This window comes from Bradyrhizobium sp. CCBAU 45389 (assembly GCF_028128625.1).
GTDB classification, from domain to species: Bacteria; Pseudomonadota; Alphaproteobacteria; order Rhizobiales; family Xanthobacteraceae; genus Bradyrhizobium; species Bradyrhizobium liaoningense_B.
This window is the reverse complement of sequence record NZ_LBIY01000002.1, coordinates 181,606-206,655: the sequence shown is the minus strand read 5'-3', so window position 1 is coordinate 206,655 and position 25,050 is coordinate 181,606. Positions and strand designations below refer to the sequence as shown.

The following is a 25,050-nucleotide window of genomic DNA, read 5'->3' as shown; positions in this document are numbered from 1 at the left end:
GCTTCTCTCAATGCGTGGACGATCGTAGCCTTGCGATCGTCTCGCGGACGCCGCTCCACGCCGGCTTGTCCGGCGCGAACTGCTTGCGCAGGAAGGTGACGAGCTCCTCGACCTGTGCGTCGCTCATGCTGTTCCTGAACGCCGGCATGTAGCCGAGATCGCTCGACACGGGATCAGTGATGCCGTGCAGGATCACCTGCACGAGATTGTCCGATGTCGCGCTGTGCAGATTGCTGTTGAGCGCGAGCGAGGGCCTGCTGCCGAACAGCGGCAGGCCGCCGACCTCGTGGCACACGGCGCAGGCGCCTTGATAGAGACGCGCGCCAGTGGAGGAGGCGACGGTGACCTGTGTCGCGCTTTCCAGCCGTGCCGCAACCGCGTCCGGCGTCTCGGCTGCGCCGTCGTTGAACGAGTTGAGATAGACCGCCATCGCGCGGATGTCCTGGTCGGGCAGGGCTTTCAGATCCCTGACGATCGGCGCCATCGGGCCGGCGGCGACGCCGTGATAGCGCGAATGGCCGGTGCGCAAGTAAGCGTAGAGCTCGTCCTCGCTCCACGGGATCGGCGCGTGCGAGAGCGAAGTCAGCGGCGGGGCTTCCCAGCCCTCGGCAAAGCCGCCGGCAAGATAGGCATTGCGCTGCTCGGCGCCGAGCGCGTTGCGCGGCGAATGGCAGGCGCTGCAATGGCCGAGGCTCTCGACGAGATAGGCGCCGCGATTCCACGCCTCGGATTTTGTGGGATCGGGCTTGAATTCGCTCGTCCCGTGGAACAGCGCGTTCCAGCCCGCGAGCAGCGGACGGAGATTGAACGGGAAGGCGAGCGTGTTGGCGGGCACCGTCGCGCGCACCGAGGGCTGTGCCATCAGGTAGGCGTAGAGCGCCTGCATGTCGGCGTCGCTGGTCCTTGCAAAATGCGTGTAGGGGAAGGCGGGATAGAGTTGGCGGCCGTCGCGATGCAAGCCATCGCGCATCGCGCGCTCGAAGGCGGGATAGGACCATGTGCCGATGCCGGTCTCGACATCGGGCGTGATGTTGGTCGAATAGATCGTGCCGAACGGCGTCTCAAGCGCGCGGCCGCCCGCGTTGATCGCGCCCTTCAGGCTGGTGTGGCACTCCGCGCAATTGCCGAGCGCGGCAAGCTGCTCCCCGCGCGCGATCGTCGCCGCGGAATAGACCGATGCATCGGGGCGTGCGATGGGCGCAATAGCGCGCCCCGGCAGAAGCGCGGCGCCGATTCCGATCGCAGCGGTGCAGACGGCCGCAATCGTCGCGTAGATGCCGGCGCGCTTGGCGAACGGATTTTCCCAGATGCGAGACGGAGGCGGGGCTGCGGGCGCGGGCAGGGCCTGCGGTGTCGCCGCTGCCTCACCGTGTAGGCCCTTAAGGATGCGCTCGGGCGTGAACGGCGGCTCGCGAAAGCGCACGCCGGTGGCATCGAAGATCGCATTGGCAATCGCCGCTGCGCTCGGCACGGACGCGGACTCGCCGACGCCGAGCGGCGGCTGGTCCTGCCGCGGCAGCATCAGCACGTCGATCTTGGGGACGTCGGGGAAGGGGATGATCGGATAGGCGCCCCATTCGCGCGCCGCCACCGCACCGCGCTCGAACGAAACCTCCTCCATCAGCGCGCGGCTGGTCGACTGGATGACATTGCCGTGGATCTGGTGGCGCACACCGTCCGGATTGATCATCAGGCCGGAGTCCTGCCCGGCGACGACGCGCGTCACGCTGACGTCGCCGGTGGTCTTGTTCACCGCGACGTCGGTGACCCATGCCGACCACGCCGCGCCATAGCCGGGAAACTTGCTGTGGACATAGAGCGCATAGGCAAAGCCGCGCCCGTGCACGATCTCGCCATCTTTCTCCTCGCGAACCGGGCGCGGCGCCCAGCCCGCGCGCTCGGCGACCGCATTGACGAGATCGACGGCGCGCGGGTCTTTCAGATAGCGCAGGCGATATTCGATCGGGTCGACGCCGGCCTCGGTCGCGGCCTCGTCGATGTAGGATTCATGCGCAAAGGTGTTCGGCAGCGCCGAGACGCCGCGGAACCAGGACGCGCGCACGATCGGCGCCATGTCGTGGGCGACGACGCGCATGTGGTCGTAGTCGTAAGGCGGGATCGCGGTGCGGTCGCCCATCTGCAGCACGGCGGGATCGGGCGCGATGCGGCCGGTCAGCAGCAGCGCGAGCGTCGGGGCGGCGTTCGAGGGATAGCGCGTGGCGAGATCGTAAGCCGCAATGCCGCCGTTGGCATCGAGGCCACCGTTGACGTCGATGAGCTGCGCGGTGCCCTTGGGCTCCCAGGCATGCTCCTGCTCGCGCGTCAGCTGCACGCGGACGGGGCGGCCGACGGCGCGCGACAGCAGCAGGGCATCCGCGGTGACGTCATCGGCGCAGTTGCGGCCGTAGCAGCCGGCGGCCTCCAGCCTGACGACCTCGATCTCGCTCTCGGGACGCTCGATCAGCAGTGCGAGATCGCTGCGCAGCACGTGCGGGTTCTGCGTGCCCGACCAGACGCGGATATTGCCATCCTGAAAATCGGCGACCGCACAGGACGGGCCGATCGAGGCGTGCATCTGGTACGGCCAGACGTAGGTGCGCTGCATCGGCCTGGCCGCGCCGGCAATTGCCTTGTCGACCTCGCCCTTGTCGATCAGCGTGCGCGGCGTCGACGGATTGGCGCGCAGCGCGGTCTCGATATCGGCGAGGTCGGTGAGGGCGGGCGTCGGCTTCCAGCTCAGCTTGAGCTGCTCGGCGGCGCGAATCGCATTCTCTTCGCGCTCGGCAACGACGCCGACGAAATCGCCGATGTGGACGACGGCGACGAGGCCGGGAATGTCGCGCACCGAGGATTCATCGACCGCGAGCAGGCTGGTGCCGACGAACGGCCCGGCATCGACGCCGGAATAGGGCGGCCGCACCACGCGGCCGTGCAGCATGCCTGGCACCCGAATGTCGTGCACGAAGGTCAATTCGCCCGTGGCCTTGGCCGGCAGGTCGACACGCGGGACGGAGTGGCCGACGATGGCGTAGTCGCCCACGGGCTTCACGGTGACGTCGTCTTCGAGCTCGAGCCGGATCTCTTCGCCGCCGATCAGCTCGCCATAGCTGACGCTGCGATTGTGTCCGCGCACGAGGCCGTCTTCGATCTTGAGGTCGGCGGCCGGCAGCTCCAGCCGTTCGGCCGCGCGTGCGATCAGGAAATGACGCGCCTGCGCCGCGGCCTTGCGCAGGGGAACGGCGGTGATCTGGATGGTCTCGCTCGCGATCGTTGCGCCCTGGTTCGGCACCACCGACGTGTCGCCGAGCACGACGACGACGCGCGCAAAGGAGACGTCGAGCTCCTCGGCGACAATCTGGCCCAGCGCAGTGCGGATGCCGGTGCCGAGATCGACATGGCCGTTATAGGCCGTGACCGAACCGTCCGCGGTGATGCGGACGAAGGTCTCGGATGTGACCTCGTCCACACTGCGGGCGACGACAAGCGCGCCGGATGGCCGCTCAGCTCCGTTCGAAACAGGGGAGGCCATCAATCCGCGGCCTCGGTGAGCTGGCCGGATGCGCGCATCACCGCGCGCAGGATTTCGACATGCGTGCCGCAGCGGCAGAGATTGTAGCGCAGCGCCGCCAGCGCCTCCTGCTCGGTCGGACGCGGGTTCTGCGCGAGCAGCGCCTTGGTGGTCATGATCATGCCGTTGAGGCAGTAGCCGCATTGCGCGGCCTGCTCGTCGATGAAGGCCTGCTGCACGACATCGGGCTTGTCACGCGTGCCGAGGCCTTCGAGCGTCACGATGTCGCGTCCGGCGCAGCCGCCGATCGGAATTACGCAGGAGCGCGCCGCGGTACCGTCGATCAGGACAGTACAGGTGCCGCATTCGCCGAGACCGCAGCCATATTTCGGACCGTTGAGCGCGAGATCGTTGCGCAGCACATAGAGCAGCGGCGTCTGGCGCTCTGCAGCGACCTCGTGGATCCTGCCGTTCACGGTGAGGCGGATCGGTGTCTGCGTCATCCCTGTTCCCAAGCCCAAGACCATGCAGTCGCAAAAATTCTACGCCGCGACGATACCGTTTGTACACAAACGTGCAAGCCGTGCATGTCGCACTGCAGCGCGATTGCCTCCTTTGTGGACAGAGCCGATAGGCAAATGAGGTTTTATGCAGCAGCGATGTCTTTTGCGCTGCACCGCCGCTTGACAGCGCCGGGGGACCGCGCGCAACATCGTTCGTATACGAATGATAACGACGTCTCCGCTGGCCTGACATGGTGATGGAAACAACGAGCGCTGCCACCGACAAGATCCGCTGCGATGCCTGTCCGGTGATGTGCTACATCAAGCCGGGCGCGGCGGGCGCCTGCGACCGCTATGCCAACCACGACGGCAAGCTCGTCCGCGTCGATCCGCATGTGATCCTGGAGCGCACCGTCTCGCATGGCGGCAAGCTCGTTCCGTTCAGCCGCACGGAAGACTGGGACGGCAAGATCGTCCACGAGCCTTCGACCTTCGTCACCGCGATCGGCGCGGGCACGACCTATCCGGACTACAAGCCGGCACCGTTCATCGTCTCCGCGGAGGTCGACGGCGTCGACATGGTGACCGTGGTCACCGAGGGCATCTTCTCCTATTGCGGCATCAAGGTGAAGATCGACACCGACCGCTATCTCGGGCCCGAAACCGCGACCGTGCGCGCGCAGGGCGAGGCGGTCGGCCACGTCACCACCAGCGAATACGGCTCGCAGATGCTGTCGCTCGGCGGCGTGCATCATCTCACCGGCGGCTCCAAGAAGGAGGGCCGCGTTACCTGCGACACGCTGATGGATCTCGCCAATTGCAAGGCGGTGGAACTGACCATCGATGGCGGCGCGAGCGTTGTGGTGCAGGCCGGCCAGCCGCCGATCGTCAACGGCGTGAAGGAAGAGCGCATGCGGGTCGGCTGCGGCTCGGCGACGATCGGCATGTTCGCCAAGCAATGGCACGGCAAGGTCGACGAGGTCGTCGTGGTCGACGATCACATCACCGGCGTGCTCTCGGAGCACCAGGCCGGCAAGCTGCTCGACATCGCCGACACCGGCATCAAGATGAAGGGGCGTCGCTCGACGCCCGGCCGCTACTTCCAGGTCGCCGATCCCGGCACGGGATGGGGCGGCACCAACATTTCCGATCCGCTCTCGATTCTCGGGCCGTTCGACAAGAAAGAGGCGAGGGCCGGGCTGACCATGCTGATGGTCTCCACCACCGGTGAGCATTCGTCGTATTACGTGCTCGACGAGGCCTTGAACCCGGTCGAGACCGAGATGCCGGCCGACCTGAAATTCTCGGTCGAGCGTATCCAGGAGAATTGCGAGCCGGCATTGTGCACGGTGCTGTTCATGGCGGGCGCGGGCGGCTCGCTGCGCGCCGGCGTCACCGACAATCCGGTGCGGCTCACGCGTTCGGTGAAGGATGCGCTGACGCGCGTCACCAGCGGCGGCGCGCCGGTCTATGTCTGGCCCGGCGGCGGCATCACCTACATGGTCGACGTGACGCAGATGCCTTCGGGCGCGTTCGGCTACGTGCCGACGCCGGCGCTGGTCGCGCCGATCGAGTTCACGATGAAGCTGACGGATTATGCCGCGCTCGGCGGGCACATGGATTATGTGAAGCCGCTCTCCGAGGTGCAGAACGGCGACGATGTCCGCCAGTTGCCCTGGCAGAACCCGATTCCGGGACCGCGGGCATGACACGGCTCCCGCAAATCGCATTGCTGTCTGATGGCCGGCGGCTGCATTTGCAGGATGGACCGATTGATCTGATCGTGGAGGCGAGGGGGCGCGCGGACGCAGTGCGTGCGGCCTATGAGGCGGCAGCGCAGCGGTTCACCGGACTTCTCGACGAGCTTTGCGCGGAACTGCCGGAACTGCGGGCGGCCGCTGGGACGCGAGCGTCCTTGAAGGGCGTCGTTGCGCGGCGCATGCACGCCGCTGTTGCACCTTATGCCGCCGACTGCTTCATCACCCCAATGGCGGCAGTAGCCGGCAGTGTGGCGGAAGAGATTCTTGGCGCGATGCTGGCTGTCGCGTCCCTTGACCGGGCTTACGTCAACAATGGCGGCGACATCGCGCTGCATCTCGGCAAGGGCGAGCATTTTGCCGTCGGCCTGATGGACCGGCCGGACCGCGACGGCGTGATGCGGACCCTGAGGGTCGATTCAGATGATCCCGTGCGCGGGATTGCGACGAGTGGACGGCACGGCCGCAGCTTTTCGCTCGGCATTGCCGACGCGGTGACGGTGCTCGCGGCGACGGCATCGCGGGCCGATGCGGCCGCGACTGTCATCGCCAATGCCGTCGATCTGCCCGGGCATCCCGCCATCATCCGGACGCCCGCGAACGAGGTTCAGCCCGACAGCGATCTCGGCGCGCGTCTCGTCACCCGCGGCGTCGGTGAATTGTCGCAAGACGAGATCGCGGCCGCGCTGGAATCTGGCGCGGAATGTGCACGGCAATTGTTCGATCGCGGATTGATCGAGGGTGCCGTGCTGCGGCTTTGTGGTGATATGCTTGTCATGGGACCTAAGGATATAGAAGAGCAACGAACGCGCCCGCTCGTGCTGGAGAACGCGGTCGATGCCTGAACAGGGAAGCGAAACATGAGCGCGATCATCCGCAAGATCGTCACCGTCGTCGAAGAGACGCAGATGGAGATGGGCCGCCAGGTCTCGCCGCCGACCCGGCGTGCCGCGGCGATCGCCGTGATCGAAAACCCGTTTGCCGGGAAGTATGTCGAGGATCTCTCGCCGCTGATCGCGATCGGCGAGGAGCTCGGCGAGCTCTTGTCGAAGCGCGCGGTGGCGGCGCTCGGCATCGAAGGCGCCAAGGCGCAGAGTTATGGCAAGGCCGCAGCCGTCGGCGAGAACGGTGAGCTCGAGCATGCCGCCGCCATCCTTCACCCCAAGATGGGCGCGCCGGTCCGCAAGGTGTTGGGCAAGGGCGCGGCGCTGATCCCGTCGTCGAAGAAGCGCAGCGGGCCGGGCACGACGCTCGACATTCCGCTGGGGCACAAGGACGCTGCCTTCGTGCGCAGCCATTTCGACGGTATGGAGGTGCAGATCAACGACGCGCCGCGCGCCAACGAGATCATGGTCGCGGTCGCCGTCACCGACAGCGGCCGCCCGCTGCCGCGCGTGGGCGGGCTGACGGTTGCTGAAGTCAAGGGCGAAGACGGCCTGAGATAGGGTTTGAACCGGGGAGGCGGGCACAGCTTTCCCGACAAGATCGCGCTGAAGACGTAGAGAGTTCAAAACTGGAGGTTGGGATGCGAGCGAGAAACTATTTTGTGGGCGCGGCCTTCGCGCTTCTGGCGGGCGGCATGGCTCAGTCGGCCATGGCGCAGGACATCAAGATCGGCGAAATCAACAGCTATTCGCTGCTGCCGGCATTCACCGAGCCCTATCGCAAGGGCTGGCAGCTCGCGGTCGAGGAAATCAACGCGGCCGGCGGCATCAACGGCAAGAAGCTCGTCGTCATCTCCAAGGATGATGGCGGCAAGCCGGCCGACGCGCAGACCGCAGCCAACGAGCTCGTCTCGAGCGAGGGCGTCGCGATGCTTGCCGGCACGTTCCTGTCGAACATCGGTCTTGCGGTCTCGGACTTCGCCAACCAGAAGAAGGTGTTCTTCCTCGCTGCCGAACCGCTGACGGACGCGGTGACCTGGTCGAAGGGCAACAAGTATACGTTCCGCCTGCGCCCCTCCAACTACATGCAGGCCGCGATGCTGGTGGAGGCCGCCAGCAAGCTGCCTGCAAAACGCTGGGCGACGATCGCGCCGAACTATGAATACGGCCAGTCGGCGGTTGCCGTGTTCAAGAAGCTGATGTCGGAGAAGCGCCCCGACATCCAGTGGGTCGACGAGCAGTGGCCGCCGCAGGGCAAGATCGATGCGGGCCCGGTGGTGCAGGCGGTTGCCGCGGCCAATCCCGAGGCGATCCTCAACGTCACCTTCGGTGCCGACCTCGTCAAGCTCGTGCGCGAAGGCAACACCCGCGGCCTGTTCAAGGGACGCGAGGTGGTGTCGTTCCTGACCGGCGAGCCCGAATATCTCGATCCGCTCAAGGACGAGACGCCGGAGGGCTGGATCGTCACCGGCTATCCCTGGTACTCGATCAAGACGCCCGAGCACGACGCGTTCCTGAAGGCCTACCAGGCCAAGTACAACGACTATCCGCGCCTCGGCTCGATCGTCGGTTACCAGACCATCAAGTCGGCGGCAGCGATCCTGGCGAAGGCCGGCTCGACTGATCCGGAAAAGCTGATCGTCGCGGCGGAGGGCCTCTCCATGCCGTCGCCGTTCGGTGAGATCACCTTCCGCAAGATCGACCACCAGTCGACGCTTGGTGCTTACGTCGGCAAGACCGCGCTGAAGGACGGCAAGGGCGTGATGGTGGATTCCACCTATAAGAAGGGCGCTGACTATCTGCCCAGCGACGCGGAAGTCGAGAAGCTGCGGCCGAAGGATTAGTCTCCGCTGCCGTAGGGTGGGTTAGCCGAAGGCGTAACCCACCACTTTCGGTGCCACACGAGAAGAGGTGGTGGGTTACGCTTCGCTAACCCACCCTACGACTTCACCTAACCCGGACCGAAGATGGCCTTTTACGTCGTACAGTTTCTGACCGGTCTCGCCAGCGCAGCGTCGCTGTTCCTGGTGGCGTCGGGCCTGTCGATCATCTTCGGCGTGACCCGGATCGTGAATTTCGCGCATGGCGCCTTCTACATGATCGGCGCCTACATCGCCTTCACGCTGACCGAGCGCCTCTCCGGTGCGTTCGGCTTCTGGGGCAGCATCGTGCTGGCCGCGCTCGCAGTGGCGCTGATCGGCGTACTGGTCGAGATGGTGCTGCTCCGCCGCATCTATCATGCGCCCGAACTGTTCCAGCTGCTCGCGACGTTCGGCCTGACCCTGATGGTCGAGGACCTCGTCGTGCTGATCTGGGGGCCCGACGATCTCGTCGGCCGCCGCGCGCCGGGTTTCAAGGGCGCGATCGATTTCTTCGGCCAGAACATCCCGAGCTATGACCTGTTCCTGATCGTGCTCGGCCCGGTCGTGCTCGGCATTCTCTGGCTATTGTTCCAGCGCACGCGCTGGGGCGTGCTGGTACGCGCGGCGACGCAGGACCGCGACATGGTCGCAGCGCTCGGCGTCAATCAGAAATGGCTGTTCACGTCGGTGTTCGCGGTCGGCGTCTTCCTCGCCGCCCTCGGCGGCGCACTCCAGATTCCGCGCGATGCCGTGCATCACGCGATGGATCTACGCATCATCGTCGAGGTCTTCGTCGTGGTCGTGATCGGCGGCCTCGGCAGCATCGTCGGCGCCTTCGTCGCGGCGGTGCTGGTGTCGGAATTGAATGCCTTCGGCATCCTGATCTTTCCGAAGATTTCCATCATCCTGGTCTTCCTGGTGATGGCGGTGGTGCTGATCGTCCGGCCCTGGGGTCTGTTCGGCAAGCCGGAGGCCGCCGCGCGCAAGACGCCGGGTCTCACCGTCAATCCCTGGCGGCCGCTGACGTCGAACGAGCGGCTGGCCTCGCTGGCAGCGCTCGTCATCGCGGCGACGCTGCCGCTGTTCGCCGGCAATTACGCGCTGACCGTCGGCTCGGAGATCGCGATCTTCGTGATCTTCGCCGTCTCCTTGCATTTCCTGATGTCGGTCGGCGGGCTCGCATCCTTCGGCCACGCCGCCTATTTCGGCCTCGGCGCCTACGGCATCGCCTTCCTCGCCAAGATGGCGGGGCTGCCGATGATCGTCTGTCTGCTGCTCGGGCCGCTGCTCGGCTGCATGGGCGCGGCCGTGTTCGGCTTCTTCGCCGTGCAGCTCTCCGGCGTCTATTTCGCCATGCTGACGCTCGCCTTTGCGCAGATCGTGTGGTCGATCGCGTTCCAATGGGTGAGCGTGACGGGCGGCGACAACGGCATCCTGGGCGTCTGGCCGGAGAAATGGGCCGCGAGCCCGTCAAATTTCTATTGGCTGGCACTCGGCGTTGCCGCGCTCGTCACGATCGTGCTGCGGGTCATGGTGTTCTCGCCGTTCGGCTACGCGCTGCGGGCCACGCGTGACTCGCTTCTGCGCAGCGAGGCGATCGGCATCGACGCCAAGCGCATCCAGTGGACCGCCTTTGTGATCGCCGGCACGACCGCCGGCATCGGCGGCGCGCTGTTCGCCTATCTGAAGGGCAGTGTCTTCCCCGACAATCTCGGCATCTCGCTCTCGGTCGACGCGCTGGTCATGGTGCTGCTCGGCGGCGTTGAGACCGTGTCGGGCGCGGTGATCGGCGCCATCGTCTACAAAGCCCTGAACATCTGGCTGGTCAGCCAGACCGATCTCTCAAAACTCGTGCTCGGCGGCTTCATCGTGCTGATCGTCGTCGTCTTCCCCAAGGGCATCGTCGGCATGCTGGAGATGCTGGCGCAGCGCCGCAGGAAGTCGTCGCCGCCGGGATCCCCCTTGCTTGCCAAGACGATCGAGTCCGCCGAATGAGTGTTGCACCCCCACTTCTCGCGGTCGAAGGCCTGACCAAATCCTATGGCGGCATCCATGCCGTGCGCGGCGTCTCGTTCTCGCTGCGCGCCGGCGAAATTTTGGCGCTGATCGGGCCGAACGGCGCGGGCAAGAGCACCTGCTTCGACATGCTCAACGGCCAGAACAAGCCTGACAGTGGTCATGTCCGCCTGCTCGGCGAGGAGACCACCGGCAAGAAGCCGCGCGAGATCTGGCGGATGGGGGTGGGGCGCACCTTCCAGATCACCGCGACCTTCGCCACCATGACCGTGCGGGAGAACGTGCAGGTCGCGCTGATCTCGCACGGCAAGCAGCTCTATAATCTCTTCGGCTCGGCGCCGAATTTCGATCGCAACGAGGCGGGACGCCTGCTCGAGCTGGTCGGCATGGGCGGCTACGCCGATCGTCCCTGCGGCGAGCTTGCCTATGGCGACCTCAAGCGGCTCGAGCTTGCGGTCGCGCTCGCCAACCAGCCGAAATTGCTGCTGATGGACGAGCCGACCGCAGGCATGGCGCCGCGCGAACGCGTCGACCTGATGCGGCTGACGGCGCAGATCGCGCGGGAAAAGTCGATCGGCGTGCTCTTCACCGAGCACGACATGGACGTGGTGTTCGAGCATGCCGACCGCATCATCGTGCTCAACCGCGGCACGCTGATCGCCGAGGGCTCGCCGGCCGAGGTGCGCGGCAATCCGCAGGTGCAGGCGGTCTATCTCGGCGAGGGCCTCGTCTACGATGCCCGCCATCGCGAGGGGACCTCGGCATGAAGCTCACGGTGCAAGACCTCAACAGCCATTATGGTCCGGCGCATATCCTGTTCGACATCGGCTTCGAGGTCGGCGAGGGCGAGGTGGTGGCGCTGCTCGGCCGCAACGGCGCCGGCAAGTCGACGACGTTCCGCTCGATCGTCGGCCTCGTGGCGCAGCGCTCCGGCCGCATCATGTTCGAGGGCAAGGACGTCTCGGCGAAGCCGACCCACGAGATCGTGCGCGATGGCCTTGGCTACGTGCCGGAGGAGCGGCGCATCTTCACCGACCTGACGGTGGAGGAGAATCTCGAAGTCGGACGGCAGCCGAAGCGTCCCAATGCGCCGCACTGGACGCGCGAAAAACTGTTCACGCTGTTTCCCAATCTCGGCGAGATGAAGAATCGCCCCGGCGGCCGCATGAGCGGCGGCGAGCAGCAGATGCTGACCATCGCGCGCACGCTGATGGGCAATCCGTCGCTGGTGCTGCTCGACGAGCCGTCGGAGGGCCTGTCGCCGAAGATCGTGGAGCAGATGGTCGATGCCATCCTGACCATGAAGAAGGAGGGCGTCAGCATCGTCGTCTCCGAGCAGAATCTGCATTTCGCGCGGCTGATCTCCGACCGCGCCTACATCATCGAGCGCGGCCGCATCTGCTTCGGCGGCACCATGGCCGAGCTCGACGCGCGTCCGGACATCCGCGACGCGCATCTGTCGTTGTGAGGGGTGGGGGACGGATGGCGAGAAGCGTTGCGGCGAAGAAGAACGGCAAACCGGCCAGAGCGCTGAGCAAGCCGCCCTACGTGCTCGACGAGCAGGTCGGCTTCATCCTGCGCCAGGTCTGGCAGCGTCACAGCTCGATCTTCTCCCGCGACATCGGCACCAATCTGACACCGACGCAATGGGCGGCGCTGTCGAAGCTCGCCGAGACCGGTCCGTGCTCGCAGAATCAGCTCGGACGTCTCACGGCGATGGACGTCGCGACCATCAAGGGCGTGATCGATCGCCTGACCGCGCGCGGCCTGACCGAGACCAGCCAGGATCCCGAGGACGGCCGCCGCCTGCTGGTCAGCCTGACGCGCGCCGGCCAGCAGCTTGCGGAGAAGCTCGCGCCCAATGCGCTCGCGATCACCCGCGAGACACTGGCGCCGCTCGACGCCAAGGAACGCGAGACGCTGATGGCGTTGTTGAACAAGCTGCGGTGAGGAAGGTGCGGTAAAAATCGGTGCCGTAGGGTGGGCAAAGGCGCGAAGCGCCGTGCTCACGATCTCAGCATTTAACGAAGATTGGTGGGCACGCTTCGCTTTGCCCACCCTACGGCAGTTGAACAAGCTGCTGGAACGAGCGACTAACCTCGATGAAGGGTTTGTCGAGGTTCTTCGTCATGAGAGCGGCGGCGCAATTTGCGATAGTTCTGGCTGTTGGCGCGGCACTCGCGGGCCAATGCGTGCCTGCTTTTGCCGCCCAGCCCTACGAAGGCTTCTGGGCCTCGACCAAAAAGGACTGCCGCGACGACGACAGCCCGAACCGCATGAGCATCGAAGGCGGTAATCGTCTCTATTGGTACGAGACACGATGCCGCGCTAGCGAGATCACCGCCGACGGCAAGCTTGGCTGGACAATGAAGCTCGCCTGCGAAGGCGAAGGCGAGAAGTTTCGCTCCAATCCCCGGGTGTCCATCGCGGCGGATGGCAGGCTGGTGATGGACAACGGCCCGGTCGGGCGCGCGAAGCGCCAAACCTATGTGCGTTGTGAGGGGCCGAAGCCGCGCTGATCGCTTACGTCTTTCCCGGCCATTTGGCGCGGTAGCGGATTTCGCTGCCGTCAGCGAGTCGCCGCCACGTCCCGAATTCCGGTGTATGCGGCGCCCGGGCCGTCAGATCGATCGGATAGACCCGGCTCGGTTGGCCCTGGATGTTGACCGCGAGCTGCCGGTGCGAGGTGCGAAACGCCAGCTCGACCTCGCCCGCGATGACGGGCTGGTCGCCGTCGCGATAGAAGGCGGCGGGCGTCACTTCGCCCGGCATGGTGTTGAGGTCGGTCTGCAGCTCGATGGTGATGCCCTGCGCGGTCGCCGGCACTTTTACTCCGGCCGGAAAACGGACCTCGAACACGAGCAGGGGATTGTTGCCGTTCCGGTTGAGCCAGGGCGTCGCGGTCGCATAGGCGTAGGCGATGTAGATGCCGATACCGGCGACGCAGAGCAGGACGACGACGCCGAGCGACTTCAGGCTGTTGCGCGCGACGCTGCCATTGCCTGCATCCTTATCCTTGCCCGAACGCGTCACCAGCCAGCTGGCAAGCACCGCGCCGGCGATCGCGCCGATGGGAGAGTAGAAGAACAGTCCCAACAGGCCCGATGTGATCGGGTCCGCGCGGTTGCCGAAATCGAGGATGGAGAACAGCACAAAGACCGCGATATAGCCCGCTACCGCGCCAGCAATGCCGACGCCTATTCGCGATGAGTTCTTCATGTTGCCCTCGATGGTTCAGCAAGGAACTGCCGCCGCCGAGGGCTGCCTGCGTTAGACGCAGCAGGCAGCAGACTTGTTCAACGCCTTCGAGGGGCGATGCGGAGCGGCGGGCCGCTCCGGCTGCGTCACTTCGCCACCACCTCCGGCACCTTGGTGGCCGGGGGCGTGTTGCGGCTGCGCTGGGTGCGCACGATGCCGTCGATGATGGTCATGCCGATGCCGGGGAGGTCGCCGAGCTGGACGCTCTCCAGGATGTTCTTGCCGGGCGAGTGCTGGGCCTTGTCCATGATGACGAAGTCGGCGGAACGGCCGACCTCGATCAGGCCGCAGTCGAGCTGGCGCATCCGCGCGGTGTTGCCGGTGGCAAGGCAGAACGCGAGCTCGGCCGGCAGCTCGCCAAGCGAGGACAGCATCGACACCATGCGCAAGATGCCGAGCGGCTGCACGCCGGAGCCGGCGGGCGCATCGGTGCCGAGGATGACGCGATGCAGATCGCCCATCTCGCGCGCGATGCGCAGCGTGAACAGGGCCGAGCGCTCGTTGCCGTTGTGAACGATCTCGAGGCCGCGCTTACAGCCCTCGCAGATACAGCGGATCTGGTCGTCGGGGAGCGCGGTGTGGCCGCCATTGATGTGGCCGACCACGTCGGTGTCGGCCTCCAGCACCACGTCCTTGTCGATCAGGCCTGAGCCGGGGATCGAGGGGCCGCCGGTGTGAATGGTGCTCTGGATGCCGTATTTGCGGGCCCAGCCGACCATCTTACGCGCGGTCGGGCCGTCCTTGACGCCGCCGAGGCCGACCTCGCCGAGCAGTTTGACGCCGGCGGCCGCCAGCTCCTTGAAGTCCTCCTCGACCATCTCGCATTCGATGACCGGCGCGCCGGCGTGAACCTTTACGCCGCCCGGTCGCAGATTCCAGAAGGCGCGCTGGGCAAAGATCGCCATCGCCTTGAGCCCGACGACGTCGCGCGGACGGCCGGGCATATGGACCTCGCCGGCGGAGATCATGGTGGTGACGCCGCCATGCAGATTGCTGTCGATCCAGCCGATCTGGTTCTGCCGCGGCGTCCAGTCGCCGGCGACGGGGTGGACATGGCTGTCGATCAGGCCGGGCGCCACCGTGGTGCCGTTGGCCTCGACGATGGTGGTCGCGCCTTCGGTATTGAGGTCCTTGAAGCGGCCGATCGCGGTGATCTTGCCGTTCTCGGCGACGATGGTGTCGCCGTCCAGGATCGGCTTTTCCAGGGCGCCGGACAGGATCAGGCCGATATTCCGGATCACCAGCTTCGAGGGTCCGGTGGCCTGGGGTGCGTCATGCGCCATGGAAGGGGCTCCTTATTCCTTACTGCAACGCTTCCGATCTTGGGCAGCCTTGACCGCGGGATCAAGCCGGATTATTCATTAGTATACGAATGATCGTGTACAAACGACGCATAGCTGACCGCCTCGGAACCGCATTGGAAGCGAAACGGAAGGGTGAGATGAGCAATTTCAATCAGGAAAGCGTTTTGAGCGTCCACCACTGGACCGACACGCTGTTCTCCTTCAAGACCACCCGCAGCCCGACCTTCCGCTTCCGCAACGGCGAATTCACCATGATCGGGCTCAAGGTCGGCGAGAAGCCGCTGCTGCGGGCCTACAGCGTCGCCAGCGCCAATTACGAGGACACGCTGGAGTTCTTCTCGATCAAGGTGCCGGATGGACCGCTGACCTCGCGCCTCCAGCACCTGAAGGAAGGCGACGAGATCATCGTCAGCCGCAAGGCCACTGGGACGCTCGTCATCGACAATCTGGAAGAGGGACGCAACCTCTACCTCATCGGCACCGGCACCGGTCTTGCGCCGTTCCTGAGCGTGATCAAGGACCCCGAGACCTACGAGCGGTTCGAGAAGGTGGTGCTGCTGCACGGCTGCCGGCACGTCAAGGAGCTCGCCTATGGCGAGATGATCACCGAGCACCTGCCGAAGGACGAGCTGCTCGGCGAGTACATCCAGAACCAGCTGATCTACTACCCGACGGTGACCCGCGATCCCTTCCGCAACCGCGGCCGCATCACCGACCTCATCACGTCAGGAAAGCTGTTCACCGATATCGGCCTGCCGGCGCTGGACGCCGCCCACGACCGCGTCATGATCTGCGGCAGCCCGGCGCTGGTGGCGGATACCCGTGTGCTGCTCGGCGAGCGCGGCTTCATCGAAGGCAACCACGGCGAGCCGGCTCAGTTCGTGGTCGAAAAGGCCTTCGCCGAGCGCTAAAGCGTTTTCGAGCGAAGTGGATGCCGGTTCGCGTAAAGAAAACGCGCCAAGATAAGAATCTAGAGCCCCGTTCCGGGGCTCCAGGCACAGAATTTCTGCGCGAGAAGATCGCATTTTCGCCACCGCCGGGGCGTTGCGGCGCCGATTCGGCGCACGATACTATGTGGGACCGAATCAGCGGAGTTCCCACATGGTTGCGGACAGCGACAGCAACATCGCCTGGCACCGGGTTCAGTTGAAGAAGAATCGCGCCGAGTTGAAGGCGCTGGAGACCGCGCGCTTCACGATGGGCGAGATCGCGTCCTCGAAGCGGAACGGCCAGACCCAGAAGGCGATCGCGGAACTCAAGCGCAAGATCGCTCAGTCCGAGCGCGTCATCGCCGATCACGACAAGCGCACGCGGCGTCCGCTTGGCACCGACCTGCAGAGCCTCAGCAATGGCAGCTGGAGCCATTGGGACTCCTATACCAACCAGCAGCAACGCAAGACCGGCCAGCGTTCGCCCGGACGCGGATAGGCTCTCTTCCGCCGGTTCCGGCTCTTGCGCGCCGCCGCGCGCACACCATCTGGTTGAGGCGCCAACCATTCCGGTGATCCCATGGCACAGCGCCTCGATTTCACCAGCGAGGCTTTCTTCCGCGATCCGCCCAAGGCGATCGCGATGCTGCGCGCGTCCGGCCCGGTGGTCGCGACGCGCTTTCCCCTGGTCGGCGAGGTCTGGATCACCACCACGCACGACGCCACGGCAGAGGTCCTGAAGGACGGCGCGACCTTCACGCTGCGCAAGGAGGATGGCGAGGTCGCGGGGCTACGCTGGTGGATGCCGAAATACGTCAAGACCATCGCCAATAACATGCTGACGATGGACGAGCCGGATCACACGCGGCTGCGCAGCATCGTAGACGAAGCGTTTCGCCGCCGTGCGATCGTGGCGATGGAGCCGCGCATTCGCGCGATAGCGGACGGTCTTGCCGGCGAGCTGTTTGCCGGCGGCAGCCCCGCCGATCTCGTCCAGCGTTATGCCCGACTGCTGCCGCTGGCGGTCATCTGCGAGTTGCTGGGCCTGCCGGCCGCCGATCGTCCGAGGTTCATCGCCTGGGCGAATTCAATGTCGTCTCTCACGAATGTCCTCAGCTTCTTTCGGTTGCTGCTCGCATTCCGCAAGATGCGACGTTATCTCGAAGAGCAGTTGCAGATCGCGCGCATGCGGGGCGGCGAAGGCCTGATCGCCGAACTCGTCCAGGTCGAGCGCGAAGGCGGCCAGATCACGCCGGATGAAATGGTTTCGATGGTGTTCCTGCTGCTGGCTGCGGGCTCGGAGACCACGACGCATCTCATCAGCGGTTCGGTCTATGAACTTCTCAAGGATCCGGCCTTGCGCGACTGGCTGGAGCAAGACCATAGCCGCATCGCGCTCGCCGTCGAGGAGTTTCTGCGCTTCGTCTCGCCGGTGCAGTTTTCGAAGCCGCGCTACGTGCGGCGGGATACCGAGCTTGCGGGCGTGCGGCTGAAGAAGGGCGATCGTGTCATGGTCATGCTCGCCGCCGCAAATATGGATCCGGCGGTGCACGACAAGCCGGAACGGCTCGACCTCGCGCGCAAGCCGAACCGCCACATCTCGTTCGGAACGGGAATTCATTTCTGCCTTGGCCATCAACTAGCGCGGATCGAAGCGGCCTGCGCGCTGGAGGCGCTATTTGCGCGATGGCCGAAACTTGGTCTGGCCATTGATCCCTCGCAGGTTCGGTGGCGCAGGCGCCCGGGCCTGCGCGCGATCGCAAGGTTGCCAGTCGTTGCAGACGGGAACGGCCGGCCGCGCCTCGCTGCGGCCGCCGCCGAACCGCAGCTCGCGGATTAACACCGCACCTGCACCGCACGGGGAACAAGGGGCGCGTCATCTTGCATAAGGTGCGAAACAATCTGGAATGCGCCCGCGTTGCCTCGATGCACGTAACAGCAAGGGAGCAGTCCATGCCCAACGGCGGCAAGACGCATATCGGATCAGGCGCGCATGGCAAGGGTGCGGGGACCGGCGCACTTACTGATATCCCAAAGGACAAGGTCGGCGATAACATGATCCTGTCGAACCGCGACAAGGCGCAGCATTCCGACATTCGCGGTATGGATGGCAAGTTCATCCAGACGGAGCAGTACCAGGATCATTCGGCCAACCGGCTGAGCGACGACGGGGAGGCTGACGAGTAGTCCTCGCTGCAAGCGGCAGCTTCAGGAGCCGGTCGACTTCCTGGAAGCGACGAGATCGCGCTCCCAGCCGAACACGGAGCGACCGTCGAGATCGGGCGAGGCTGCACGTTCACCTGCGATGAACGACTCCACCGACGGCCCACGCGCGGTCCGCTCCAGCCGCCTCGCCTGGTCGTCGAGGCGCTTGATCGCCTGCATCTCTTCCTCACGCCCGAGCTTTGCGTTCTGGATCGCACCCTTCAGCACGCGGATGGTCTCGTCATAGACCTTGATCGGGACGGGATAGGGATGCCGATCCTTGCCGCCATGGGCGAGCGAGAAGCGCGCCGGGTCCGTGAAGCGATAGGGCGCGCCGTGCACGACTTCGGCGACCATCGCCAGCGAGCGCACGGTGCGCGCGCCGACGCCGGGCGTCAGCAGCAGTTCCGGGAAATCGACCGGGCCGCGCTCGGCCGCCGCAGCCAGCGTGCCGTGCAGGCGGCGCGCGAACACGTCCTTGGGTCTGACATCGTGATGATCAGGCATGATCAGGTGCGGCAGCAGGGCTTGCGCCGGCTCGGGCGCCGTCCCGATGAGCTGCTCGAATTCGGAGACGATGCGGTCGGGGCCGAGGTCGCTCAAGAGCTCCAGTTGCGCGGTGCGCGAGACGTCGGCGCGGTGATCGGTGAGATTGACGATCTCGCCCTGCTGCGGACCGTCGATCGCGCTGTGGGGCGCATCGACGAAGCTCTTCAGCGCTTCCGAATGCCAGTGATAGCGGCGGGCCTGGCGCTTGTCGCCGTTCATGCCCTGCTGCACCACCGTCCATTTGCCGTCGGCGGTGACGAAGAAGCCGTGGAGATAAAGATCGAAACCGTCCTGCACAGCGGCGCTGTCGACCTTCGCCACCAGGCGGCTGGCGCGCGTGAGCTTTGCGCCGTCGAAGCCGACGCGATCGCCGAGCAGCAACAGCTCGTCCGGTGTCTTGCGCGAATGCTGGCCGCGGCCGCCGCAGACATAGATGCCGAGCTCGTCCTGGAGCGGGCCGAGTCCGCGCTTCAGCGCGCCGATCACCGAGGTGGTTATCCCTGAGGAGTGCCAGTCCATCCCCATCACGGCGCCGAACGACTGGAACCAGAACGGATGCGACAGACGCTGCAGGAATGCATCGCGTCCGTAATGATGAACGACTGCCTGGGTGACGATCGCGCCGAGCGTCGCCATGCGGCTTGCGAGCCACGGCGGAACCCGTCCGGTGTGGAGAGGAAGATCGGCGCTGCCGGTTCGTCTGGTCATGCGAACCACAAACTAGCGCAGGTCGGCGACGGTTGCACCAGCGGAATGCCGCGTTGCAGGGGGCGGGGGGAGCGAAGCCGGCCGGGAGGCGTTGAGCGCTGACGCGAATGCAAGATGGGGACAGCAATGAATTGGCAGGCCCTGATGGCCGACATCGACAGGATGTTCGGCTGGATACCGCCATGGTTCATCGGGCTCTGCCTCGTTGCCGGGGCGATCCTGCTTGCCCTGTTCGTTTATCGAATCGCGGTCCGGCTGCTCAATCGCGCCTTCGGGACCCGGCTTCCCCTCATCAGCGTGTTCATCGAGCGGACGGCGGGGCCGGCCCAGCTTGCGCTGTGTCTTGCCGCCGTCGCGCTCGTCCTGCCGCTCGCCTCGCTCGACGACACCATCCGCGCGCCGCTCACGCGCCTGTTCGTCGTCGCCTTCATCGCGCTGATCGGCTGGATCTCGATCCGGGTCGTCGACATGAGCGCGGCGCGCTATTTGCAGAGTTTCCGCGACGTCACCGAAAATTTCATCGCGCGCAAGCACGTCACGCAGGTGCGCGTGTTCAAGCGCGTCACCGACATCATCATCGTCATCATCACGGTCTCGACCGCGCTGATGACGTTCGATTCGGTGCGGCAGTACGGCGTCAGCCTGTTCGCCTCCGCGGGCGCTGCCGGTATCATTGTCGGTCTTGCCGCCCGTCCGCTGCTCAGCAACCTGATCGCGGGCTTGCAGATCGCGATCACCCAGCCGATCCGGATCGAGGATGCCGTCATCATCGAGAACGAGTGGGGCTGGGTCGAGGACATCGCCTCGACCTATGTCGTGATCCGGCTCTGGGACTGGCGCCGCATGGTGGTGCCGCTGTCGTACTTCATCGAAAAACCGTTCCAGAACTGGACCCGCGATACCGCCTCCCTGATCGGCGTCATCGCGCTCCATGTCGATTACCGCGCCGATGTACCGCGCATCCGGCGCTGGCTGGAGGAGGCGGTGAAGCAGTCGAAGCTGTGGGACGGAGAGGTGGTCAATCTTCAGGTGATCGACGCGGATTCGCGCACCATCGAGCTGCGCGCGCTGGTCAGCGCCAGGAATGCGCCGCAATCCTGGGACCTGCGCTGCGAGATCAGGGAGAAGCTCGTGGCCTTCATCCGCGACGAGATGCCGGAGGCGCTGCCGCGCGAGCGTGCAATCCTGATCCCGTCCGCCGGCGACGATGCCGACTTCCTGCGGCCGCCACCGGACAAGATGCGGGCGAGCACGCGCAATTGAACGGGGCGGGGTTGTTAGGCAGCTCCAGCCACGGCGGCCTGTCCGCCGGCGCGCGGGCGCCGCTTGCGCAGTTTCCGCCGGGCCCAGATCAGCAGTCCTGTCGAGAGCAGCGTCAGGAGCGCGATCGAGGTGACGACATTGAGCGGCGAAGCGATCAGGGCCGACCAGTTTCCTTCATGGATCAGGCGCGGCCAGTTGCGCGGCAGCGGCGTGACGCCGCTCGCATTGACGGCGTAGGCACGGAGCTCTCCGCCCTCATAGATGCGCGCCATCACGCGGCCGCCGCGGGTGCCGATCGAGATCACGTGGGTGAGGTCGTGCCGGTCCGCGACCATGCGAACGGCCTCAGGCAGGGCAACTGGACGTCCGCCGCCGGCTGGAGCGGCTCCGTTCTGAAACGTCAGGCCGAACGCCATGCACAGGCCGGTCAGCGGGCTGAGCAGGACCAGCGGCAGCGCGAACCACGCGGTGCCCTTGTGCCATCCGGACAGCGTGTTGCGCGGCCGCGGCAGTCCCATGAAGATACCGAGAACCATCAGCGTGACCATGGCGATGGTCGAGCTCGTCACCAGCCACGCCTGGCCGAGCAACCGTTCATGGGTGAAGCGGGCCCACAGCAGGAGATCGGAGAGGCCGGAAGCTGCGGCGGCGGGCTCGCCGGTTGCGAGATCGATCGCCGGGGTGCCGGCGCCTTGCAGCGTCATGCGCTGGCTTGCGGCATTGATCGACAGCCCGCGTGCCTTGCCATCCGGATCATATCGCTTCACCAGCTCGACGACGCGCGCTGCATCAATGCCAGGACCCATGGTGCCACTGACTTGCACCAGCGGCTCGAAGGACAGGATCAGTCCGGTGACGATGATCGCGAGCAAGGGCAGGGCAAAGACCAGCGTGATCCAGCGATGCAGCGTCAACAGCAGGGGCTTGCTCATGTCAGGTCTCCGACGATCCGCCGCTTTGGTTGCCCAACGCGGCGCCGAAGACAAATGACGCTTTGTCCATGTTGTTGCGTTGATTTGCAGCAAACGGAGTCTGCGTAGCGTCGCAGGCGAATGCTAATCGTTCGCAGGTTCGAGCGTCGTCAGCAGCTTGTGCAGCAACCGCGTCGCGCGCTCGATGTCGGCGTCCGAGAGGCCGCCGCGCACCATCGTGTCGCCGTGCTCGAGAACGTCGGCCATGACGCGCTCGGCGAGCGTGCGGCCCTTGGCCGTCAGCCGGACCGGCTTGCTGCGCTTGTCTTCCGCGCCTTCCGCCCGCGTGATGAAGCCTCGCTCCTGCAGGGAATTGAGCACCTTGGTCAGTCCGCCCGACGAGATCAGGATGGCCGGGTAAAGCTCGGTCGGGATCATCTCGTACGGGGGAGCGACGCCGCGGAGCGTGATCAGCACCTCGAATTCCATGAATGACAGGTCGTGCGCGGCGATCTGCTGCGCGACGCCGTCGCGCATCAGGCTGTTCAGGCGATAGACGCGCACCATGAGCTCGCCGACGGCGGTGACGGATTCGGGCCAATGCTTCTTCCTGATGCCGAGAAGCTTGTCCGCGGGATAGCGCGGTTCGGTCACGTTGCCTCCTGAGTTCATCTAACGAAGAGTTCATCGGTGGATGTCTTGCCAGAAAGATATCCAGGATATATCTTCCTAGAAAGATAACTGATCGGCCGTCGTCGGTCGGCGAGAATCCGGACATGAGCCCGACGCGCGCGAGAAGCCGGCGCGCGAACGGGAGAGCCTTTGCCAAAACGGAGCATGACATGATCAAGCAATATCTGACGCTGACCTTGACCGCGGTGGTGATCCTGGCCGCGTCGGCGGCTTTCGCTGAAAGCGGTCAGACCAGGACGACTGCCGCGGCCAAGGCGACCAAGCAGGCCACCGCACGGCAGGCTTTCGGGGCCGCGCCGGCCGGCACTAATTCCGCTGAGGCTGTTGCCATCGCTCGTCCGCCGGCTCAGCCCGGCGCCTGGTAATCCCGGAGACAGGGGTTGCCGAGTGGCGGGCCGGCCTTCCAGCCTGTCGGCAGCATTCTGCATGTCCGGCGACATCATCCGAAAACCCTCACGGCATCGTTAGCGGCTAATAGCTTGCTGGGAAGATACCTGCGGCCTACATCGCCGTGCAAGGCGGACGTCCCGACATCATCAGCCTGAAAGGGCATCCCATGAATCATTCCGTGGCCGAGATCGCCACCGAGCGGGCCAGCATCTACCTCCAGCAGCTCTGCAAGCACTTTGCGCACAAGCTGCCGGTGGAGTTCACGCCGGAGCAGGGCACGATCCCGTTTTCAGTGGGGACGTGCCGGCTCGAAGCCGCGGCCGGCAAGCTCGTGCTCAGGGCGGACGCCGAGAATGCGGACCTCCTCAAGCAGGTCGAGGGCATTGTCGAGCGGCATCTCGTCCGCTTCGCCTTCCGCGATCCGCCGGAGATCGTCTGGCGGTCCGCGGAGCAGGCGGCGAGTTAGGGCCTACTCGCGTTTGGCCTTGATCGCGCCACGCAGGCCCGCCTGCTGCTGGATCGTGTCCAGCGCGCCGCTGGACTGTTCCTCCGTGACGAAGCGATTGAGCAGGGGAAGCGCGTCCTCGCGCCCCTTCGGGATCGCGATCGCCATGTGCTCCAGCCCCCAATTGCCGTCGAGGATTTTGGCGCCCGGCATCTGGTCGGACATCTCGAACAGCGTCGGCTTGTTGGTGGCGTAGAGATCGATCTCGGCGCGGCCGAACATGGCGATGGCGACCTTGACGCTTTCGGCCGGAACGATGGTCGCATTCTTGAATTTCGCCGGCAGCGTCCGTTCCGAGGTCGAGCCCTTGGTGACGCCGATCTTCACGCCGGGCTTGTCGATATCCTCGACCGTTGCGACCTGCGAATTCGCGGGGACGAGGAAGCCGAGTTCGATCGCCAGCACTGGCTGGGTGAACGTGACCTCGTTCGCGCGAGCGGGCGTGGCGTTGGTCACGGTGAAATCGATCTGGCCGTCATGGATCGCGGTGACGATGTCGGCGACGCGCTGAAATCTGACATAGTCGACGCCGATTCCGAGCCGCTTTGCCAGCTCGCCGCCGAGATCATAGGCGAGGCCGTGCGGCTTGCCGGCGGCGTCCGTCACCATCGAGGTCGGGCTGCCCGGATAGATGCCGACGCGCAAGGTCCCGCTTGGCGCGAGGAGCTTTGCCTCGCCATCGGCGCGCGCGGGCGGCGCGCCGATCAGGTTGATGATTGCAACCGCGAGCAGGGCGGTGCGCGCAAGGTGCCCAGAGGTCCTCATGGGAAGAGCCCTACTGCGCGCGGATGTTGGCGGCCTTCAGCACCGGCTCCCATTTGGTCGCCTCGGCACGCATATAGGCGTCGAAATCCTTGGCGGAGGAGCCGACGGGGGCTGCGCCGATCTTGCCGAGCGTCGACAGCACGTTTGCGTCCTGCAGCGCGGCCTTGAGGTCGGTCTCGAGCTTCGCGACGATCTCCGGCGGCATCTTGGCCGGACCAAGCACGCCCCACCAGACCGAGACGTCGTAGCCGGGCACGCCGGACTCCGCGACGGTTGGCACGTTCGGCAGGGCCTTGGAGCGCTCGGCCGAGGTCACCGCGAGCGCGCGCACCGGGCCGCCCTCGAGCTGGCCGATGGCTTCCGCAAGCGGATTGATGCTGAGCGGGATCTCGCCGGCGATCACGGCCGTCAGCGCCGGTGCGCCGCCCTTGTAGGGGATCGCGACGATCTTGGTGCCTGACATGTGTTTGAGCAGCTCGCCGGCAAGATGCGCCGAGGTGCCGTTGCCCGACATGCCGTAGGAGAGCTTGTCCGGCTCCTTCTTGGCCGCGGCGAGCAGATCGCCGAGCGTCTTGTAGGGGCTGTCCTTCGCCACCACGATCGCGAGCGGGGAGGAGGCGACTTCGGTGATCGCGGTGAAATCCTTGAACGTGTCGTAGGGCACGCTCGGATAGATGAACTGGTTCAGCGGATGGCCGCTGGCGACCAGGATCAGCGTGTAGCCGTCGGGTGCGGCCTGCGCCAGCGTCTGCGACGCCACGATGCCGCCGGCGCCGGGACGGTTGTCGATCACCGGCTGCTGGCCCCAGGTTTTTGCGAGTGCCTGTCCCAGCGTGCGGGCGAGGACGTCGACCGCACCGCCCGCGGCGTAGGGCACGAGGATGTGGACCGGCTTGCTCGGATAATTGTCGGCCTGCGCGGCGCTGCCCGCCAGCAGCAGACCGGCGCCCAGCATCAAGCCGGCGATCTTCTTGTTCAAACCCAGCATTCCCAGCACTCCTTGCGGGCATTCCGTCCCTGACGGCGGTCTCTGAGCCGCT

Annotated in this window: 25 protein-coding genes; 16 read left to right on the top strand and 9 right to left on the bottom strand. The window is 65.6% G+C overall.

Annotated elements, in window-relative coordinates:
- Positions 1 to 7 precede the first annotated feature (7 nt).
- Positions 8 to 3,529, bottom strand: coding sequence for a molybdopterin cofactor-binding domain-containing protein (locus XH79_RS01000; protein ID WP_271580319.1), 3,522 nt, complete (start codon positions 3,527 to 3,529; stop codon positions 8 to 10).
- A complete protein-coding gene (locus XH79_RS00995; protein WP_271580318.1) occupies positions 3,529 to 4,011 on the bottom strand; it encodes a (2Fe-2S)-binding protein in 483 nt (160 codons plus the stop codon). Before XH79_RS00995 ends, XH79_RS01000 begins: the two co-directional genes overlap by 1 nt.
- Before the next feature lie 251 nt (positions 4,012 to 4,262).
- On the opposite strand from XH79_RS00995, the gene XH79_RS00990 reads away from it, so the two are divergent.
- From XH79_RS00990 to XH79_RS00950, 9 genes are all read left to right on the top strand, one after another.
- Positions 4,263 to 5,720, top strand: coding sequence for a 6-hydroxynicotinate reductase (locus XH79_RS00990; RefSeq protein ID WP_271580317.1), 1,458 nt, complete (start codon positions 4,263 to 4,265; stop codon positions 5,718 to 5,720).
- Positions 5,717 to 6,613, top strand: a complete 897-nt coding sequence (locus XH79_RS00985) for a UPF0280 family protein (protein ID WP_271580316.1) — start codon at positions 5,717 to 5,719, stop codon at positions 6,611 to 6,613. Before XH79_RS00990 ends, XH79_RS00985 begins: the two co-directional genes overlap by 4 nt.
- A gap of 15 nt (positions 6,614 to 6,628) precedes the next feature.
- The gene (locus XH79_RS00980) at positions 6,629 to 7,213 is read left to right on the top strand and encodes an amino acid synthesis family protein (RefSeq protein ID WP_018645575.1); all 585 of its coding nucleotides are present in this window, start codon (positions 6,629 to 6,631) and stop codon (positions 7,211 to 7,213) included.
- Between the two features lie 80 nt (positions 7,214 to 7,293).
- On the top strand, positions 7,294 to 8,496 hold the full coding sequence (locus XH79_RS00975; protein WP_212338957.1) for an ABC transporter substrate-binding protein: 1,203 nt from the start codon (positions 7,294 to 7,296) through the stop codon (positions 8,494 to 8,496).
- 123 nt (positions 8,497 to 8,619) lie between these two features.
- A complete protein-coding gene (locus XH79_RS00970) occupies positions 8,620 to 10,509 on the top strand; it encodes an ABC transporter permease (protein ID WP_271580315.1) in 1,890 nt (629 codons plus the stop codon).
- Positions 10,506 to 11,297: an ABC transporter ATP-binding protein gene (locus XH79_RS00965; protein ID WP_212338961.1), complete on the top strand. Its 792-nt coding sequence runs from the start codon at positions 10,506 to 10,508 to the stop codon at positions 11,295 to 11,297. The genes XH79_RS00970 and XH79_RS00965 overlap by 4 nt, the downstream gene beginning before the upstream one ends.
- Positions 11,294 to 11,998, top strand: a complete 705-nt coding sequence (locus tag XH79_RS00960; protein WP_211409258.1) for an ABC transporter ATP-binding protein — start codon at positions 11,294 to 11,296, stop codon at positions 11,996 to 11,998. Before XH79_RS00965 ends, XH79_RS00960 begins: the two co-directional genes overlap by 4 nt.
- A gap of 14 nt (positions 11,999 to 12,012) precedes the next feature.
- Positions 12,013 to 12,480 carry a MarR family winged helix-turn-helix transcriptional regulator gene (locus XH79_RS00955; protein WP_018645580.1) on the top strand — a complete coding sequence of 156 codons (468 nt, stop codon included), beginning with the start codon at positions 12,013 to 12,015 and terminating at the stop codon, positions 12,478 to 12,480.
- A 179-nt stretch (positions 12,481 to 12,659) separates the two neighbouring features.
- A complete protein-coding gene (locus tag XH79_RS00950) occupies positions 12,660 to 13,049 on the top strand; it encodes a hypothetical protein (RefSeq protein WP_333938768.1) in 390 nt (129 codons plus the stop codon).
- Positions 13,050 to 13,053: 4 nt separating this feature from the next.
- Here the strand turns inward: XH79_RS00950 and XH79_RS00945 are convergent, their stop codons facing one another.
- Entirely contained in the window at positions 13,054 to 13,749 is a 696-nt protein-coding gene (locus XH79_RS00945; RefSeq protein ID WP_212338964.1) for a hypothetical protein, read from the bottom strand.
- Between the two features lie 125 nt (positions 13,750 to 13,874).
- Complete coding sequence (locus XH79_RS00940) at positions 13,875 to 15,071, bottom strand: amidohydrolase family protein (protein ID WP_271580313.1); 1,197 nt, start codon at positions 15,069 to 15,071, stop codon at positions 13,875 to 13,877.
- Positions 15,072 to 15,229: 158 nt separating this feature from the next.
- On the opposite strand from XH79_RS00940, the gene XH79_RS00935 reads away from it, so the two are divergent.
- From XH79_RS00935 to XH79_RS00920, 4 genes are all read left to right on the top strand, one after another.
- Positions 15,230 to 16,003 carry a ferredoxin--NADP reductase gene (locus XH79_RS00935; RefSeq protein ID WP_271580312.1) on the top strand — a complete coding sequence of 258 codons (774 nt, stop codon included), beginning with the start codon at positions 15,230 to 15,232 and terminating at the stop codon, positions 16,001 to 16,003.
- Positions 16,004 to 16,193: 190 nt separating this feature from the next.
- The gene (locus XH79_RS00930) at positions 16,194 to 16,520 is read left to right on the top strand and encodes a hypothetical protein (protein WP_271580311.1); all 327 of its coding nucleotides are present in this window, start codon (positions 16,194 to 16,196) and stop codon (positions 16,518 to 16,520) included.
- 81 nt (positions 16,521 to 16,601) lie between these two features.
- A complete protein-coding gene (locus tag XH79_RS00925; RefSeq protein ID WP_271580310.1) occupies positions 16,602 to 17,861 on the top strand; it encodes a cytochrome P450 in 1,260 nt (419 codons plus the stop codon).
- A gap of 113 nt (positions 17,862 to 17,974) precedes the next feature.
- The gene (locus XH79_RS00920; RefSeq protein WP_271580309.1) at positions 17,975 to 18,208 is read left to right on the top strand and encodes a hypothetical protein; all 234 of its coding nucleotides are present in this window, start codon (positions 17,975 to 17,977) and stop codon (positions 18,206 to 18,208) included.
- A 21-nt stretch (positions 18,209 to 18,229) separates the two neighbouring features.
- On the opposite strand, the gene XH79_RS00915 is transcribed toward XH79_RS00920, so the two are convergent.
- Complete coding sequence (locus tag XH79_RS00915; RefSeq protein WP_271580308.1) at positions 18,230 to 19,483, bottom strand: DUF763 domain-containing protein; 1,254 nt, start codon at positions 19,481 to 19,483, stop codon at positions 18,230 to 18,232.
- Between the two features lie 126 nt (positions 19,484 to 19,609).
- On the opposite strand from XH79_RS00915, the gene XH79_RS00910 reads away from it, so the two are divergent.
- Entirely contained in the window at positions 19,610 to 20,746 is a 1,137-nt protein-coding gene (locus XH79_RS00910; RefSeq protein WP_271580307.1) for a mechanosensitive ion channel family protein, read from the top strand.
- 14 nt (positions 20,747 to 20,760) lie between these two features.
- On the opposite strand, the gene XH79_RS00905 is transcribed toward XH79_RS00910, so the two are convergent.
- Positions 20,761 to 21,678 carry a PepSY domain-containing protein gene (locus tag XH79_RS00905; protein WP_271580306.1) on the bottom strand — a complete coding sequence of 306 codons (918 nt, stop codon included), beginning with the start codon at positions 21,676 to 21,678 and terminating at the stop codon, positions 20,761 to 20,763.
- Positions 21,679 to 21,801: 123 nt separating this feature from the next.
- Positions 21,802 to 22,311, bottom strand: coding sequence for a MarR family winged helix-turn-helix transcriptional regulator (locus tag XH79_RS00900; protein WP_271580305.1), 510 nt, complete (start codon positions 22,309 to 22,311; stop codon positions 21,802 to 21,804).
- Between the two features lie 188 nt (positions 22,312 to 22,499).
- Here XH79_RS00900 and XH79_RS00895 point away from each other — a divergent pair, with 188 nt between their 5' ends.
- Positions 22,500 to 22,715 (top strand): hypothetical protein, encoded by a 216-nt coding sequence (locus XH79_RS00895; RefSeq protein WP_271580304.1) that lies wholly within the window; start codon positions 22,500 to 22,502, stop codon positions 22,713 to 22,715.
- A 191-nt stretch (positions 22,716 to 22,906) separates the two neighbouring features.
- Complete coding sequence (locus XH79_RS00890) at positions 22,907 to 23,206, top strand: DUF2218 domain-containing protein (protein ID WP_271580303.1); 300 nt, start codon at positions 22,907 to 22,909, stop codon at positions 23,204 to 23,206.
- Positions 23,207 to 23,209: 3 nt separating this feature from the next.
- On the opposite strand, the gene XH79_RS00885 is transcribed toward XH79_RS00890, so the two are convergent.
- Positions 23,210 to 24,010, bottom strand: coding sequence for an ABC transporter substrate-binding protein (locus XH79_RS00885; protein WP_271580302.1), 801 nt, complete (start codon positions 24,008 to 24,010; stop codon positions 23,210 to 23,212).
- Positions 24,011 to 24,020: 10 nt separating this feature from the next.
- Positions 24,021 to 24,998 (bottom strand): tripartite tricarboxylate transporter substrate binding protein, encoded by a 978-nt coding sequence (locus XH79_RS00880; protein ID WP_212339005.1) that lies wholly within the window; start codon positions 24,996 to 24,998, stop codon positions 24,021 to 24,023.
- Positions 24,999 to 25,050: the final 52 nt, after the last annotated feature.

Excerpts from the sequence above, each read along its gene's own strand:
- XH79_RS00890 (WP_271580303.1), top strand. The coding sequence starts at position 22,907 with ATGAATCATTCCGTGGCCGAGATCGCCACCGAGCGGGCCAGCATCTAC.
- XH79_RS00950 (WP_333938768.1), top strand. The coding sequence starts at position 12,660 with ATGAGAGCGGCGGCGCAATTTGCGATAGTTCTGGCTGTTGGCGCGGCA.
- XH79_RS01000 (WP_271580319.1), bottom strand. The coding sequence starts at position 3,529 with ATGGCCTCCCCTGTTTCGAACGGAGCTGAGCGGCCATCCGGCGCGCTT.
- XH79_RS00965 (WP_212338961.1), top strand. The coding sequence starts at position 10,506 with ATGAGTGTTGCACCCCCACTTCTCGCGGTCGAAGGCCTGACCAAATCC.
- XH79_RS00925 (WP_271580310.1), top strand. The coding sequence starts at position 16,602 with ATGGCACAGCGCCTCGATTTCACCAGCGAGGCTTTCTTCCGCGATCCG.
- XH79_RS00910 (WP_271580307.1), top strand. The coding sequence starts at position 19,610 with ATGAATTGGCAGGCCCTGATGGCCGACATCGACAGGATGTTCGGCTGG.
- XH79_RS00940 (WP_271580313.1), bottom strand. The coding sequence starts at position 15,071 with ATGGCGCATGACGCACCCCAGGCCACCGGACCCTCGAAGCTGGTGATC.
- XH79_RS00975 (WP_212338957.1), top strand. The coding sequence starts at position 7,294 with ATGCGAGCGAGAAACTATTTTGTGGGCGCGGCCTTCGCGCTTCTGGCG.
- XH79_RS00980 (WP_018645575.1), top strand. The coding sequence starts at position 6,629 with ATGAGCGCGATCATCCGCAAGATCGTCACCGTCGTCGAAGAGACGCAG.
- XH79_RS00935 (WP_271580312.1), top strand. The coding sequence starts at position 15,230 with ATGAGCAATTTCAATCAGGAAAGCGTTTTGAGCGTCCACCACTGGACC.
- XH79_RS00985 (WP_271580316.1), top strand. The coding sequence starts at position 5,717 with ATGACACGGCTCCCGCAAATCGCATTGCTGTCTGATGGCCGGCGGCTG.
- XH79_RS00915 (WP_271580308.1), bottom strand. The coding sequence starts at position 19,483 with ATGACCAGACGAACCGGCAGCGCCGATCTTCCTCTCCACACCGGACGG.
- XH79_RS00920 (WP_271580309.1), top strand. The coding sequence starts at position 17,975 with ATGCCCAACGGCGGCAAGACGCATATCGGATCAGGCGCGCATGGCAAG.
- XH79_RS00970 (WP_271580315.1), top strand. The coding sequence starts at position 8,620 with ATGGCCTTTTACGTCGTACAGTTTCTGACCGGTCTCGCCAGCGCAGCG.
- XH79_RS00960 (WP_211409258.1), top strand. The coding sequence starts at position 11,294 with ATGAAGCTCACGGTGCAAGACCTCAACAGCCATTATGGTCCGGCGCAT.
- XH79_RS00990 (WP_271580317.1), top strand. The coding sequence starts at position 4,263 with ATGGTGATGGAAACAACGAGCGCTGCCACCGACAAGATCCGCTGCGAT.
- XH79_RS00945 (WP_212338964.1), bottom strand. The coding sequence starts at position 13,749 with ATGAAGAACTCATCGCGAATAGGCGTCGGCATTGCTGGCGCGGTAGCG.
- XH79_RS00905 (WP_271580306.1), bottom strand. The coding sequence starts at position 21,678 with ATGAGCAAGCCCCTGCTGTTGACGCTGCATCGCTGGATCACGCTGGTC.
- XH79_RS00885 (WP_271580302.1), bottom strand. The coding sequence starts at position 24,010 with ATGAGGACCTCTGGGCACCTTGCGCGCACCGCCCTGCTCGCGGTTGCA.
- XH79_RS00995 (WP_271580318.1), bottom strand. The coding sequence starts at position 4,011 with ATGACGCAGACACCGATCCGCCTCACCGTGAACGGCAGGATCCACGAG.
- XH79_RS00895 (WP_271580304.1), top strand. The coding sequence starts at position 22,500 with ATGATCAAGCAATATCTGACGCTGACCTTGACCGCGGTGGTGATCCTG.
- XH79_RS00955 (WP_018645580.1), top strand. The coding sequence starts at position 12,013 with ATGGCGAGAAGCGTTGCGGCGAAGAAGAACGGCAAACCGGCCAGAGCG.
- XH79_RS00880 (WP_212339005.1), bottom strand. The coding sequence starts at position 24,998 with ATGCTGGGTTTGAACAAGAAGATCGCCGGCTTGATGCTGGGCGCCGGT.
- XH79_RS00930 (WP_271580311.1), top strand. The coding sequence starts at position 16,194 with ATGGTTGCGGACAGCGACAGCAACATCGCCTGGCACCGGGTTCAGTTG.